Consider the following 13,826-nt stretch of genomic DNA (forward strand, 5'->3'; position numbering starts at 1 on the left):
TCCTCCCCCGGTTGCAGGACCGGGGTCAGCTTACGTGAATCGACGGCCTCTTCGAGGGGTCTTGCTCGTCGTGCGTCCGCAGGATCTCGCGCACCACCGGTGGCGTGTCGCCCTGTCCCAGGATCAGGTACCGGAACAGGTGCGTGAGCGGACTGCCCTCCGACCACTCGAAGTGCGCGTGCGGCCGCACGCCCGTCGCGTCGCGCAGCGCCAGCAGGATCGCGGCGATCGCGTTCGGCGCGGCCGGTGACGACGAGCGCAGGATGCGGTGGCCGTCCACCTCGACGCCGCGCACGTGCAGCGTCTTGCTGAACTCCGACGGGTCGCTGATGTCGATCTCCATGAACAGCACGTCCGCGGCGCCGGGCACCGGGTTCATCCCGCGCTGCTCGGCCTCCTTCGCGTCGTACTCGGCCTTGTCGCCGTCCTGCCGCTTGTTCGCGATGATCGTCAACGCGCCGTCGTGCGCGATCGAGTCCGTGACGAACCGCCGCGCGGCGTCGTCGAACTCGATGGCCTCGACGCGCAGCTCGGTCGTGCGGCTGACCCTGGACACCAGCGAGATCACCACGATGCCGAGGATGAAGCCCGCGGAGATCGCGATGCCGTCCGGCTTCTCGATGACGTTCTCCACCAGCGCGTACACCAGGATCAGCGTGAGCACGGTGAACCCGATGGTGGCCTGCTTCTGCTTCTTGCGCAGTGCGGAGATGGTCACCGCGACGCTGCCGGACACCATCATCGCCAGGATCCCGGTCGCGTACGCGCCGGCCTGAGCGTTGACGTCCGCCTTGAAGATGATCGTGATCAGGATGCAGATGGCCGTGTAGACGAGCACGACGGGCCGCACCGCGCGCCCCCACTCCGGCGCCATGCCGTACGACGGCAGGTAGCGCGGCACGATGTTGATGAGCCCGGCCATCGCGGACGCGCCGGCGAACCACAGGATCAGGATGCTGCTGACGTCGTAGACCGACCCGAACACCTCGCCGAGCAGCTCGTGCGCGAGGTACGCGAGCGCCCGGCCACTGGCCTCGCCGCCCGGCGCGACCTTGTCCGGCGGCACCAGCACCGTGGTGATGAAGCTCGTCACGATCAGGTACACCGACATGATCAGCGCGGCGGCCGTGAGCAGCTTGCGGGTGTTGCGGATGCGGCTCTTGAGCTTCTCCTCGGGCGTCTCACCGTCGGCCGCGACGAGCGGCATCATGCTGACCCCGGTCTCGAACCCGGACAGCCCCAGCACGAGCGCGGGGAACGCGAGGATCGCGGGCCCGATGACCCCGGCGAACCCGCCACCTCCCGCGGTGAGCGCCTGGAGCCAGTTGTCGACGGCGACCGGTTCTCCCATGAGCTTGACGATCCCTGCGACCGCGACCACCGCGTTGAGCAGGAGGAACACGCCCACCAGCGGGATCGCCACGCCGACGGCCTCGCTGAAGCCCAGCAGGAACACTCCGCCGAGGATCAGCAGCAACACGATCGTCACGATCATCTCGGCGCCGTGCAGCGCCTCCGGTGCGTACGGGTTCTCCAGCGCGTGCACCGACGCGTCCGCCGCCGAGAGCGTGATCGTGATGATCCAGCTCGTCGCCACGAAACCCAGCAGCACCAGCACGAAGATCTTGCCCCGCCAGAACGGCAGCAGGTCCTCCAGCATCGCCACCGACCCCTGGCCGTGCGGGCTCTCCTCGGCCACCCTGCGGTACATCGGGAGCATGCCCAGCAGGGTCAGCGCGACGATCAGGATCGTCGCCAGCGGCGAGAGCGCGCCCGCCGCCAGCAGAGCGATGCCGGGCAGGTACGAGAGGGTGGAGAAGTAGTCGACGCCCGTCAGGCACATGACCTTCCACCACGACTGCGGCTTCGCGTGCGACTCGGAGCTCTCCGGGCCGACCGGCTGCACGCGCTGGGCCAGCATCCACCTTGCCAGGGGCGACTTCGGGCTGCTCTGACGCTCAGGGCTGGCCACCCGTGCTGGCACCGCGTACTTCGGTGTCGTGCTCATGGGGCACACAATGCCAGCCTCTGTGGATCATGGCTGGGCTAGTGGTGCGGGGTGTCCGATTCGGTCGGTTTTGGGTTTTTGGTGGTGGGGTGGGGAGGTCCTTCGGATGCTTGGGATCATTCGGCTGCCGGTTTGTGCTCGGGGGCCGCGCCCGTTGGGCAGTGCGGGGGTTGGGAGTGCGGCGGGCGCTCTTTTCTTTTGGTACCTGCCGGTTTTCGCTGTGCTCCCTTGGTACCTGCGGGTTTCGTCGGGCTCCGTTCGCGCCGGTGGGTGTGTGTGCTCCCTTGGCTTCTGCCGCATCGTGTGGGTCGCCGGGTGAACTGGCATCGCTTCGCCGCGAGTTCTGGAGCTGCCGTACCTGCGGGCCGGGGATTGTCGGTGCTGGCTGAGACCATCGATTCGGGGGTCTCCGCGCGGGGGACGCCTGCACGAGCGCGGCCCCCGACAGCAGGCGACCGAGCGCCCAGACCAAGCGCTAAGCGCGCCAGTCGCTGGGAAACACGGCCTCCTGAACGGACAAACCGGCCGGCCGGAGGTTGCCGATCGTGCTCTGCGCGTGCAGGTCGAGGAACAGGTCCACGACGTCGGGGTCGAACTGCTTGCCCCGGCCGTTCCACAGTTCGCGCCTGGCCCGGTTCTCGTCCATGGCGGTCTGGTGTGGACGATGCGACCGCATCGCCGCCCAAGCCACGCACACGGCCAGAATCCTTGCCTCCGCCCGGATGTCGGTGCCCACCAGGCCGTCCGGATAGCCGGTGCCGTCATACCGTTCGTGCTGCTGCCGGATGACGTGCGCGACACCGGCGAACCCCGGCACCATGCGCGCCAGGCGGTAGCCGAAGTCCGGGTGCTGGCGCAGCAGGCGCCACTCCTCGTCGGACAGTGCGCCGGGCTTGGTGAGCACCACCTCGGGAATGATGACCTTTCCGATGTCGTGCAGCCGGCCCGCCAGCTGAGCGATCCGGATGGTCGACGAGTCCAAGCCGAACTCGGCGGCGGCCACGCCTGCCCATCGGCTCACCGAACGGCTGTGGTCGTACCGGTGCAGCCAGCCGTCCACGCGGTCGGCGACCTGGCACAGGAACTCGGCCATCGCGCCGTCGGTGTCGGGGTCCACGGCGGGTAGCGGCTCGGGGCCTACCGCGATGCGGTTCCGGCCGGCGGCCTTGGCTGTGTACAGAGCGCGGTCCGCGATGACCACCAGTTCGTCCGGGCCGTCCCCGTGGATGGGGAAGCTCGCGGAGCCCACGGACACCGTCACGGACAGGTGGATGTCGCCGGACAGTCCGATCGGTGACGCGGCAACGCGTTCGCGCAGGCGGTTCGCGATGGTGGACAGACGTGCGGGAGCGGCGTCGGGTACGAGCAGAGCGAACTCCTCGCCGCCGTAGCGGGCCAGCACCTCGCCGGCGCGGGACGCGGAGCGGAGGCGGGACGCGACTTCCACCAGCACCTGGTCGCCCGCGGGGTGGCCGTAGTTGTCGTTGATGGACTTGAAGCGGTCCACGTCGATGATGAACACGGCTACGGACCCGTCGGCGCGGCGAGCGCGTGCCACCTCGAGTGGCAGCTGGGCCTCGAAGAAGCGGCGGGTGTGCAGGCCGGTCAGGCCGTCGGTGATGGCCAGACGGCGCTGGTCGGCCACCAGGCCTGCCAGCCTGGCGATGATGAGCAACGACAGCAGTGCGGAGCCGGTCGCGATGACCAGGATGTCCTGCTGCGAGTCGCTGACGTCGTGCACCAGCATCAGCACCGGCGCGGCCAGTGCCGCCGAGGACAGTGCGACGATGCGGCCGCGGCTCAGTCCCGCGTCCTTCACCACCGCGCGGTCCACCAGGCGGGCCATCGTCGGGTGCAGGGCCGCGGCGCCCATCAGCAGGTTGCCGGACAGCCAGATCGCGTCCAGGAAGTTGCCGGCCTGGTAGCTGCCGTCCAGGCGCTGGAGCACGTACAGGGTGTCCGCGGTCAGGATCATCAGCAGGTTGCCGGTCAGCAGCACGAACGCGCGCGGGCGCGGGCCTGCGCCGAAGATCAGGCGCAGGGCGACCACGAAGAGGGCCAGGTCCATCATCGGGTAGAGCAGCGTCGCGAACTTCACCAGTGCGGGCGACGTCAGGCGGGCCTGCGGGCCGATCAGGTACAGCCACGACGCCATGCCCGCGACGACGGCGAGCACGGCCGCGTCCAGCAGGGACGGCAGGTCGAGGCCCGGTGTGCGGCGGCGGATCAGCAGGATCACGCCCGCGACCATCAGCGGGTAGTGGCTCAGGTAGAGCACATCCGCGAACGACGGGTAATCGGTGAAGTGGAAGACGTAGTGCGAGACGTAGAACGTCAGGTCCGCCAGTGCGTAAACGACCTGGCTGAGACCCAGCAGCACCCACGCCCTGCGCCATTGCGGCTTGTTGCGCGATACACCTGTGAATACCGCAATCGCGGCGGACATGCTGATCGTGCAGTAGAGAACCACCCGAATCGGCATGCCTGCCGGTGTGAGCGGAACCAGGTAGTAGACCCCCAGCAGCACATGTCCTGCCAGCAGGTAGGACAACCACGCCACGTTCGAGCCGGCACGGAAGATGGTCATGCGACCACGTGACCCCTCATCTGCGTTGTCCTGGTCAAGCGGCTTGATGATGCCCGACCGGCCATGTCGATGACACCGTGGTTACTCCAATGAGGTGACGAAATAATACGCGAACCGACGTTACCGCAAATTCAGTTCTCGCATTAGCGTTGACAGTTTTCCTGGTCACCCGCATCTTCTTGTCACGCGTGCGATCTCAGCTGTGGCAGCGAGTTCGCGATGGTGATCTTGACCACGTCAGCGGGCGTAGCGGCCGGGGCTGACGCCCAGCATCCGGCTGAAGTGGCGGGTGAGGTGCGACTGGTCGTAGAAGCCGGCCATGGTCGCGACCTGCGCCGGCGGGTGCCCGGCGAGCAGGTACCGGCGCGCCAGGTCGACACGTCTGCCGGTCAGGTAGCGGTGCGGCGGCATGCCGTACTCCTGGCTGAACGCGCGCACCAGGTGCGTCGGCGCCACGTGCAGCAGCTGGGCGGCCTCGTCGAGGGTGATGTTCGACGGCACGCGCGTGTCGAGCAGCTGGCGGAAGCGGTCGGCGAGGCGCGGGTCCCGCCACGTCGGCGTGTCGCCGCCGGAGAAGTGGTGGCGCAGGCGTTCGGTGATCAGCGCGAGCCTGCTCTCCGCCTCCAGGTCCTCGGTGCGCGGCAGCAGCGCCTCGTGCAGCTGGTGCACTCGTTGGCGCAGCAACGGATCCGCGAGCGCGGGCGTGTCCACGGTCGCGCCGATCAGGCCGGTGCCGAGCACTTCGCTCTCCAGGTACAGCACGCGTTTGCGGAACCCCGTCGGCAGTGCGGACCGGCCGTCGTGCGGCACGTGCGGTGGCAGCAAGGTGACCTGCGACCGCACGGCGCCGTGCTCGTGGTGGTCGAGCTCGTACCGCACGGCGCCGGAGTCGACGATCAGCAACGTCCACGCGTCGTGCGTGTGCGCCGGGTAGGCGTGGTCGGTGAAGGAGGCGTGGAAGACCTCCCTGATGCCGTGCACCGACGGCCGCCAGGCCGTGACGTCGGAGCTCACGTCAAGAACGTACAAGACCGGCGCCGTGCCCGTCGCTCACGCTGAACCCGTGCAGAAGTTCGACACCAAGATCGCCGTGCTGCTCAGGGACGACCTCGTCGGCTGGCAGCGGCTCAACGTGACCGCGTTCCTCGTCAGCGGCATCGCCGCGGGCAACCCGGACCTGATGGGTGAACCCTACGAGGACGCCGACAACACGCTCTACTTGCCGATGTTCCGCCAGCCCGTGCTGGTGTTCGCCGGCTCCAAGGAGGTGGTGACCGCCGCGCACGCGAAAGCGCTGGGCCGCAACATGAGGCTGGCCGTGTTCACCTCGGACCTGTTCTCCACCGGCAACGACGACGACAACCGCGCCGCCGTCCGGGCCGTGCCGCGCGACCAGCTCGACCTGGTCGGCATCGCGGTGCACGGCCAGCGCAACGCCGTCGACAAGGTCCTCAAAGGTGCCCGAATGCACGACTGAGGCCCTCGTCGATCCGGTCGAGACCGACGGCGCCGAACCCGATCACCACGCCGTTCCCGCCGCGGTACCGGCTCAGCGGCTCGACCACGACCGCCGGATCCCTTGACACCACAGGGGAATCGGCGAGCGCGCACACGTGCAACCCCGCCGCGGACGGCACGAGTCGCAGCCACGGCAGGCGTTCCACCGCGGCGACCACGCGTTCGTGCCGCGCGGCGTACACCTTGGTGGCCTTGCGGACGTGCCGCGCCAGCTGTCCCTCGTCGATGAACCGGGCGAGCGCGATCTGGTCGGGCAGGCCGGTGTGCCAGTCGGACACCTTCTTGGCCTGCCGCAACGCCTCCCGCAACGACGCGGGTGCGACCAGGAAACCCAGGCGCAGCGCGGGAACCAGCGTCTTGGAGAACGACCCGACGTACACGACGCGGCCGGTGCGGTCGAGGCTCTGCAGCGGTTCGAGCGGCCGGTCGGAGAACCGGAACTCGCTGTCGTAGTCGTCCTCGACGACCACCGCGTCGTGCCGCTGCGCCCAGTCGAGCAACGCGGTTCTCCGCGCGAGCGACATCGGTGTGCCCAGCGGGAACTGGTGCGACGGCGTCACGTACACCAGCCGCGCCTTGGGCAGCGCGTCCACGACGATGCCTTCACGGTCGACGGGCACACCGACCACGCGCGCGCCCAACGTCTCGAACAGCAGCCGGGCCGGGGGATAGCCGGGTTCCTCGACCGCCACGGTCGTCCCCGGCGCCACCAGCACCCGCCCGATCAGGTCGAGCGCCTGCTGCGCGCCGTTCGTGACGAGCACGTCGTCCGCGCTCGCCCGCACCGACCGCGCGATGCCGATGTGCCGGGCGATCGCCTCGCGCAGCGCGTCGTGGCCCTCAGGCGGCGCGTACTGACCGAGGATCCGGCCGGTCAGCGACTGCGTCACGAGCCGCCGCCACGTCTGCAGCGGGAACAGCCGCGCGTCCGGGAAGCCGACGCTGAAGTCGATCTCGGCCGCCGGTCGGGACTCGGACCGCAGGTCCCGCCACACCTCGCGCGGCCGCAGGTCAGCGCCTCGCGGAGCCGACCGCGCGCGGCCGGGGCGCACCGTGCTGACGAACGTGCCCGCGCCGACCCTGCCGACCAGGAAACCCTCGGCGGTGAGCCGCTCGTACGCGGTGGCGACGGTGTTGCGGGACACCTGGAGGCTGCGCGCGAGCTCGCGGGTCGGCGGCAGCCTCTCGCCGGGCCGCAGCCTGCCGTCCAGCATCGCGTCGTGCAGCTGCCGGTAGATCTGGGTGACCAAGTCGCCGCTCCCGGCCAGCATCAATTCCATGATTGGCCCAATCAGATCGCACGAACTTGGACCTTCTGAGGATCCAATCATGGTCATAGCGTTGAGCTGTGTCCAGCCGACTTCTCGCATTCGCGCAGCTGACGAACTCCGTCGGCGACGGTGGGTACTACGTGTGCTCAGCGCTCTACTTCACCCTGGTCATCGGGTTGTCACCGGCGCAGGTCGGTCTCGGGCTCACCCTCGCGTGGGGCGTCGGGTCCGTAGCGGGCGTCGCGCTCGGCCACGTCGCCGACCGGCACGGCCCGCGCGGCACCGCCGTCGTGCTCGCGCTCGCCACGGCGGTCGCGATCGGCTCGCTGCTGTTCGTCCGGTCGTTCCCGCTGTTCGTGCTCGCCGTGTGCGTCTACGCGAGCGTCCAGTCCGGACTCGCCGCCGCGCGGCAGGCGCTGCTCGCGGCGCTCGTCGCACCGGACGAGCGCACGAAGGCGCGCGCCAGGCTGCAGTCCACGAGCAACGCCGGCATCGCGATCGGTGCCGCGTTCGGTGGACTGGCACTGCACTTCGGCACCACCGAGGCCTACCTCGCGGTGTTCGCGCTCGACGCGGCGAGCTTCGTGGTCGCCGCGGTCATCCTGTCCCGGCTGCCGCACGTCGTCGGAATGCCGAAGCAGCAGGGTGAACCGGCGATCGCGGTGCTGCGCGACCGGCCGTACGCGCTGATCTCGTTGCTGCACGCGGTGATGCTGCTGAACATGCCGCTGCTGAGCCTGATCATTCCACTGTGGATCGTGCAGCGCACCGACGCGCCGACCTGGTTCGCCTCGTCGCTGCTGGTGCTCAACACCGTGAGCGTCGTGCTGTTCCAGGTCCGCATCGCCCGCGGCGCAACGGGTCTGGGTGCCGCGTCGAAGCTCGTCCAGCACTCCGGCGCGCTGATGCTGTTGTCCTGCGGCCTGTTCGCTCTCTCCGGGATCGTGACCGGCGCGTGGACGGGCGCGGCGGCGCTGCTGGCCGCCGCGGGGCTCCAGGTGTTCGGCGAGATGAAGCTCGCGTCCGGCGCGTGGGAGATCAGCTTCAGCCTCGCGCCCGCCGACAAGCAGGGCCAGTACCAGGGCTTCTTCGGCGCCGGTGTGGCCGTCGCCAGGATGATCGGCCCGGTGTTGCTCACCACTGTCGTGCTCGGGTGGGGAGCGGTCGGCTGGCTGCTCGTCGGCGTGCTGTTCCTCGGCGCCGGCTACGCGATGGGACCGGCGGTGCGCTGGGCGCGGGAGAAGAAGTCGATCAGCACCGGCGCGAGCGCGTCCGGCTTGATGATGTGCGTCTGACCGGGGATCGAGACGTACTCCGAGCCCAGCAGGCCGGCCAGCGAGCGCATCCCGGTGTGCAGGTAGCCGGGGCTCTTCCCGCCGTTCATCACCAGCGACGGCATCTTCACGTTCATCCACCGGGTGGTCGGCAGCGGCTTGCCGGACGCGTTGTCGCCGACGATCCGCAGATCGTTCGGCAGCGTCGGCGCGATCGCGACGACCTTCTTCCACGCCGGCGTGAACACCATCATCGTGACCAGGAAGCCGGGCCACCCGATGACGCGCAGGAACGTCTTCAGCGCCTCACCGGGGTGGCCTGCCGCGACCATGGCGTCGATCTGCTCGATCAGGTCGTCCGGGCGACCGGGGTGCGAGTCCGCCTCCACCAGGAACGGCGCTTCGTACAGCGCGAGCCTGGTGAAGCCCTCGAGCCGCTCGGCGGCCTCCAGCGCGAGCGCCGCGCCGCACGAGATGCCGTAGAGGTACGCGCTGCCGCCTGCCAGCTGGAGCAGCGCGTCGATGTCCTCGATCTCGCGCTCGATCGACCACGGCGTCTCGCCGTCACCGGTCTCGCCGCGGCCGCGCCGGTCGTAGCTGTAGAACGTGAAGTGGGGCGCAAGCAGCTTGCCCAGCGGTTGTGACGGGCCGAAGCCCCGGTGGCTGAGCGCACCGTCAACCATGATCAACGGTGGGCCGTCGCCCACGACGCTGTACGCGATCTTCGTGCCGTCCGCCGAAAGCACTTTGCCCATGTCGCCCTTTCGCTCCTAGCCGCGAGTGAAGAACTCCACCAGCACGGGCGCCACCACCGCGGCCTTGACCATGTGGGTCTGGCCTTCGAGAGTGCGGTACTCGGCGTCCGGCAGGATCTCCGACAGCGACCGCACACCGTTGCGCATGTACACCGGGCTCTTGCCGCCGTCGATCGCGAGCGCGGGCATCGTAGCGCTTGTCCACCGGTCAACGGGCAGAGGTTTTCCCGCTCCGGTGTCGCCCAGTGCGCGCAGGTCGTTCGGCAGCGTGTGGGCGACCGCCTTGAGCTTCTTCCACACCGGGGTCAGCTTCATGATCGTGATGGCGAACCCCGGCGTGCCGACCGTCTTCATGAACGTCTGCAGCGCGTCGCCCGGCTTCCCGGCGGCGATCATCGCGTCCATGTTCTCGATGTAGTCGTCCGGCCGGGCGGGATGCGTGTCGTCGACGATGAACGGCGGCTCGTACACCGCGATCTTCTTGACACCGCTCAGTCTCGCCGCCGCCTCCAGCGCCACCACCGCGCCCGACGACGCGCCGAACAGGAACGCCTCGCCGCCCGCCTCCTTCAGCAGCACCCCGATGTCGTCGATCTCGCGCTCGAGCGTCCAGTTCTCGTTCCCGCCGGTCTCACCACGTCCGCGGCGGTCGTAGTAGTAGACGGTGAAGTTCGGGGCCAGCGCGGTCGCGAGGTTCTTCATCGGGCCGAAAGCGCGGTAGCAGAGCGCGCCGTCGACCAGGACGAGCGCGGGGCCCGAGCCGACCTTCGAGTAGGCGACGGCGGTGCCGTCTGGGGAAACCACGGTGCTCATTTCGCCTCCAGGGTCTGCGTGAGCCACTGCTGCCAGGACTCTTCGGTGTCGTTGCCGTCGAACACGTGGTGTGACGCGATCATCGGACCGAAGAAGCCCCGCATGAAGCGGTACATCGCGTGGTCCGTGCGGATGCCGAGCGTGTGCGGGTTGCTGAAGTAGACGACGCCGTCGGCGCCGTTGACCGTGACGCGATCGCCTTCGTCGCCCCCGCCGATCGCGGCGCGGATCTTGGCCCACGCGGTGTCCCAGTCGCCGGGGACCGGGCCGAACGCGGTGATCGGCCGCGCGGTGCGCCCGGCGAAGTGGCGCAGGTACGTGACCAGCGTGCCGAAGAACAGCGCGTTGCCCAGCGTCATGGCCTCGAACTCGTCCGCCCAGTCGTCGCCGGGCAGGAAGCCGCTGGTGACGACGCGCAGCACGGTGGCGCCGCGGTCGCGGCCCTCGATCATGAACTCGTAGGCGACGAACCGGCCGTCCGGCGCGAGGCCGCTGTCGTGCTTGAAGTGGTGCGGCGGCTCCCACGCCGTCACGGCCGACGTCGGCTGGTACTCGCCGAACGCCATCCGCACCTGGCCGTTCTCGACCTCGTTGCGACCCATGAACCACGAGTCGATGCCGGGCCCGGTGGCGATCGCCTCCCAGACCTCCTCGACGGAAGCGGGCACCTCGGCCTCGCTGTGCCCTTCGAACGCGTGGCCCATCAGGCCTCCTCCCGGTGACGCACGACCCTAACTCTGCTGCCGAACACTTTTCTTGTCAAGACAGCGCTGGATGTCTTGACAACTTTGTTTGTCGGTAGGACCGTGGTCGCCAACAACTTCTGAGGAGGCTTCCCATGAACGCTCGACTGCTCTGCGGTGTCGTCGCCGGTCCGCTCTACCTGGCCGTCGGCTACGTCCAGGCCTTCACCCGCGAGGGCTTCGACCTGGCGAAGCACCCGTTCAGCATGCTGTCGCTGGGCTCGCTCGGCTGGATCCAGATCGCGAACTTCGTGGTCAGCGGCCTGTTGTTCGTGGTGGCCGCGACCGGGATGAGCTCGGTGTCGAAGTGGGGCGCGCGCCTGATCGGCGTGATGGGGGTGGGGATGGTTCTCGGCGGGGTGTTCACGGCCGATCCCGGACTCGGGTTTCCGCTCGGCACACCGGACGCCGTGCCGACGACGTTCAGCTGGCACGGCGCGCTGCACGCGGCGGCCTTCGGCATCGCGATGATCGGCTGGATCGGCTCGTGCTTCGTGTTCGCGCGCAGGCTCGGCGGACTTTGGGGCGTGCTGTCCGCGGTGACCGGCGTGCTGCTGTTCGTGCCCATGGCGTTCCTCGGCGACCCGGCAGGCACGGTGCTGCTGTACGTCGTGGCGACGGTCGGGTGGCTGTGGACTTCGGCGGTCTCCGTGCGCTTGTCTACGGTGTAGTCTACGATGTAGACATGCATGTGGAGATCAGGGGAGACGGGCCGCCGCTGGTGTTGGTTCCCGGCGGCGGTGGGGATGCGGGCATGTACGCGGCGCTGGCCGGGGAACTGGCGCCGCGGTTCACGGTGATCACTTACGACCGGCGCGGGAACTCTCGCAGCGGCCCGGCCGGCGACGTGTCGATCGCCGCGCAGGCAGAGGATGTCGTGACGATCCTCGACGAGCACGAGATCGGCGAGGCGTACGTGTTCGGCAACAGCGGAGGCGCGCTGATCGCGCTGGAACTGCTGGTGGAACACGAGGAGCGGCTGCTCGGCGCGGTGGTGCACGAGCCGCCGCTCCTCACCGTGCTGCCGGACGCCGCCGAGCAGCGCGCGTTCTTCGACGGCGTGATGGCCGAGAAGAACCACCTGGTCGCATTCTGGCGCTTCGGGGCCTCGACCATGGACCGCCCGACGAAGGTGCCCGCTCGGCTGGGCGCACTGATGCTGCGGTTCGCGCCGCAGGGCATGAGGAGACTGGTCGGCAACGCTGAGCACCTGATCCGGCGCGAGATGCCCGCGTTCCTCGACTACGAGCCTGATCTGGAAGCGTTGAGCAGGGTGACGGTGCCGTGGTGCTTCGCCGTCGGTGAGGCGAGCGAGGGCCGGTTCTACAGTCGCCCCGCGAGGCTGCTGGCCCCGAGGCTGGGCGTCCAGTGCCGGGAGTTCCCCGGCGGACACACCGCCTACCAGCAGGTTCCCGTGGAGTTCGCCGCGCGACTGGAGGATTGTCTTGGCACTGGATCGCGACGGGATAGCACGCGCGGCGCTGACGCTGATCGACAGCGGTGAGCCGTTCTCGATGCGCAAGCTCGGCGCGTCGCTCGGCGTCGACCCGATGGCGGTGTACCGGCACTACGCCGACCAGGAGGACCTGTTCGACGGGGTCGCCGAGGCGCTGTTCGCCGCGGCCGACGTGGACTCGTTGCGGTGGGACGAGTGGCGGCCGATGCTGTTCACGTACTGCAGGCGGCTGCTCGACGTGCTCCTCGCGCACCCGCGCGCGGTGACCGTGTTCGCGACCAGGCCGGTGCGGTCACCTGAGGCGATCGCCTGCGGCAACCGGATGATCGGCGTGCTGCGGGACGCCGGGTTCGACCCGCCGGTGGCGCTGCAGATGACCAGGTGCCTGCGCGAGTACACGATCGGGCACGCGCTCTCGGTGGTGCCGCCGCCTTCTCGGCGCAGCAGGAAACCACGTCGCGGTTCACCCGGCTACGACCTGCTGGCGGCGAGCGCGGACGGTGCGCCCGTGGACGCGCACTTCGAGCTCGGGCTGAACGCGATGCTTCAGGGGTTCAGCGCGATGTGACCGTGCTCCACGAGCTCCTTGAACCGCTCCAGCTCACCGCGGATGTGCGCGGCCACCAGCCCGGTGGCCGCGGCCGCCTGTTCGATCACGCCCTCGGGCTCGGTGTGCAGCTCGAGGTGGATGCGCGTGGAGCTGTCGTCGACCCGCTCGAACCTGGCCAGCCCCGACTGGTCCGGCCCCGCGGTCGACCGCCACGCGATGAGCTCGCCCGGCTTGCGCTCCACCACCTCGACGCCGGCCGCGAACCACGGGAACGCCTCGAAGCCCGTCCAGTTGTGGTACGCGATCGTCACCGGGACGGCCACGTCGATGGTTTCCTCGTAGGTGCGCACGTACAGCACCTCCTTGTGCTGATCCGCGATGACCCCGTCGGCAAACGTATCCACCCGCGGCGCCGTGAGGAAGACTTCGAGCATGGTTGAGGAAATCGGCGAGCCTGCCTGCATGCTCGGCGAGGTCTGCCCGGAGTGCGGGCGCGTGCTCTCCGACGAGAACGCGCCCGCCTGCGAGGCGTGCCGCGAGGACAGCGGCGAGCGACCTGACTAGTGCTGGTGCGGCTGGTGCGTCTGCTGCGGGTAGGTCTGCGGCTGCTGCTGAGCTGAAGCCAGCAGCTGCTCCGCGTGCGTCTTGTCGATGTCGTAGGCGACACCGCAGAACGTGCACTGCAGGCCGAACTTCCGGCTCAGCGGGAACAGCGGGATGAAGAAGAGCGTGAACTTCGTGATGCGCTTGTGCAGGTTGTGCGCGGCCGGGTTCTGACACTGCTGGCAGACCAGCGTCAACATCACCAACTGCTGCACGTACGTGCGCCAACCCCAGATGACCATGGGTGA

At 69.1% G+C, this 13,826-nt stretch carries 15 protein-coding genes; 6 read left to right on the top strand and 9 right to left on the bottom strand.

Annotated elements, in window-relative coordinates; translation table 11 throughout:
* Nucleotides 1-25 precede the first annotated feature (25 nt).
* The 3 genes from FKR81_RS05245 to FKR81_RS05255 all read right to left on the bottom strand — a co-directional run bounded on the left by FKR81_RS05245 (nt 26) and on the right by FKR81_RS05255 (nt 5,609).
* Complete coding sequence (locus FKR81_RS05245; protein WP_146349781.1) at nt 26-2,008, bottom strand: APC family permease; 1,983 nt, start codon at nt 2,006-2,008, stop codon at nt 26-28.
* 475 nt (nt 2,009-2,483) lie between these two features.
* The gene (locus FKR81_RS05250) at nt 2,484-4,595 is read right to left on the bottom strand and encodes a bifunctional diguanylate cyclase/phosphohydrolase (RefSeq protein WP_146349782.1); all 2,112 of its coding nucleotides are present in this window, start codon (nt 4,593-4,595) and stop codon (nt 2,484-2,486) included.
* 237 nt (nt 4,596-4,832) lie between these two features.
* Entirely contained in the window at nt 4,833-5,609 is a 777-nt protein-coding gene (locus tag FKR81_RS05255; RefSeq protein ID WP_222598176.1) for a helix-turn-helix transcriptional regulator, read from the bottom strand.
* A gap of 49 nt (nt 5,610-5,658) precedes the next feature.
* On the opposite strand from FKR81_RS05255, the gene FKR81_RS05260 reads away from it, so the two are divergent.
* On the top strand, nt 5,659-6,072 hold the full coding sequence (locus FKR81_RS05260) for a DUF2000 domain-containing protein (RefSeq protein WP_235921311.1): 414 nt from the start codon (nt 5,659-5,661) through the stop codon (nt 6,070-6,072).
* On the opposite strand, the gene pdxR is transcribed toward FKR81_RS05260, so the two are convergent.
* Nucleotides 6,047-7,393, bottom strand: a complete 1,347-nt coding sequence (pdxR, locus tag FKR81_RS05265) for a MocR-like pyridoxine biosynthesis transcription factor PdxR (RefSeq protein ID WP_146349784.1) — start codon at nt 7,391-7,393, stop codon at nt 6,047-6,049. The two genes, FKR81_RS05260 and pdxR, sit on opposite strands and share 26 nt — an antisense overlap.
* A gap of 68 nt (nt 7,394-7,461) precedes the next feature.
* On the opposite strand from pdxR, the gene FKR81_RS05270 reads away from it, so the two are divergent.
* Nucleotides 7,462-8,679: an MFS transporter gene (locus tag FKR81_RS05270; RefSeq protein WP_146349785.1), complete on the top strand. Its 1,218-nt coding sequence runs from the start codon at nt 7,462-7,464 to the stop codon at nt 8,677-8,679.
* Here the strand turns inward: FKR81_RS05270 and FKR81_RS05275 are convergent.
* Genes FKR81_RS05275 through FKR81_RS05285 form a run of 3 tightly spaced genes read right to left on the bottom strand, consistent with a single transcriptional unit; the run spans nt 8,589 to nt 10,930 of the window.
* Complete coding sequence (locus FKR81_RS05275; protein ID WP_146349786.1) at nt 8,589-9,413, bottom strand: alpha/beta fold hydrolase; 825 nt, start codon at nt 9,411-9,413, stop codon at nt 8,589-8,591. The genes FKR81_RS05270 and FKR81_RS05275 overlap by 91 nt on opposite strands.
* 15 nt (nt 9,414-9,428) lie before the next feature.
* Complete coding sequence (locus FKR81_RS05280) at nt 9,429-10,226, bottom strand: alpha/beta fold hydrolase (RefSeq protein WP_146349787.1); 798 nt, start codon at nt 10,224-10,226, stop codon at nt 9,429-9,431.
* On the bottom strand, nt 10,223-10,930 hold the full coding sequence (locus tag FKR81_RS05285; protein WP_146349788.1) for an SRPBCC family protein: 708 nt from the start codon (nt 10,928-10,930) through the stop codon (nt 10,223-10,225). Before FKR81_RS05285 ends, FKR81_RS05280 begins: the two co-directional genes overlap by 4 nt.
* 134 nt (nt 10,931-11,064) lie before the next feature.
* On the opposite strand from FKR81_RS05285, the gene FKR81_RS05290 reads away from it, so the two are divergent.
* The 3 genes from FKR81_RS05290 to FKR81_RS05300 are packed head-to-tail and all read left to right on the top strand — an operon-like array spanning nt 11,065 to nt 12,993.
* Entirely contained in the window at nt 11,065-11,640 is a 576-nt protein-coding gene (locus FKR81_RS05290) for a DUF998 domain-containing protein (protein WP_146349789.1), read from the top strand.
* Nucleotides 11,641-11,654: 14 nt separating this feature from the next.
* Nucleotides 11,655-12,473, top strand: a complete 819-nt coding sequence (locus FKR81_RS05295) for an alpha/beta fold hydrolase (protein WP_146349790.1) — start codon at nt 11,655-11,657, stop codon at nt 12,471-12,473.
* Nucleotides 12,415-12,993 carry a TetR/AcrR family transcriptional regulator gene (locus FKR81_RS05300; RefSeq protein ID WP_146349791.1) on the top strand — a complete coding sequence of 193 codons (579 nt, stop codon included), beginning with the start codon at nt 12,415-12,417 and terminating at the stop codon, nt 12,991-12,993. The genes FKR81_RS05295 and FKR81_RS05300 overlap by 59 nt, the downstream gene beginning before the upstream one ends.
* Here FKR81_RS05300 and FKR81_RS05305 read toward each other — a convergent pair.
* Nucleotides 12,972-13,379 carry an SRPBCC family protein gene (locus FKR81_RS05305; RefSeq protein WP_222598177.1) on the bottom strand — a complete coding sequence of 136 codons (408 nt, stop codon included), beginning with the start codon at nt 13,377-13,379 and terminating at the stop codon, nt 12,972-12,974. The two genes, FKR81_RS05300 and FKR81_RS05305, sit on opposite strands and share 22 nt — an antisense overlap.
* A 28-nt stretch (nt 13,380-13,407) precedes the next feature.
* On the opposite strand from FKR81_RS05305, the gene FKR81_RS45590 reads away from it, so the two are divergent.
* Nucleotides 13,408-13,539 carry a hypothetical protein gene (locus tag FKR81_RS45590; RefSeq protein ID WP_268891525.1) on the top strand — a complete coding sequence of 44 codons (132 nt, stop codon included), beginning with the start codon at nt 13,408-13,410 and terminating at the stop codon, nt 13,537-13,539.
* On the opposite strand, the gene FKR81_RS05310 is transcribed toward FKR81_RS45590, so the two are convergent.
* Nucleotides 13,536-13,820, bottom strand: coding sequence for a zinc-ribbon domain-containing protein (locus FKR81_RS05310; protein ID WP_146349792.1), 285 nt, complete (start codon nt 13,818-13,820; stop codon nt 13,536-13,538). The genes FKR81_RS45590 and FKR81_RS05310 overlap by 4 nt on opposite strands.
* Nucleotides 13,821-13,826: the final 6 nt, after the last annotated feature.

This window comes from Lentzea tibetensis (genome assembly GCF_007845675.1).
GTDB classification, from domain to species: Bacteria; Actinomycetota; Actinomycetes; order Mycobacteriales; family Pseudonocardiaceae; genus Lentzea; species Lentzea tibetensis.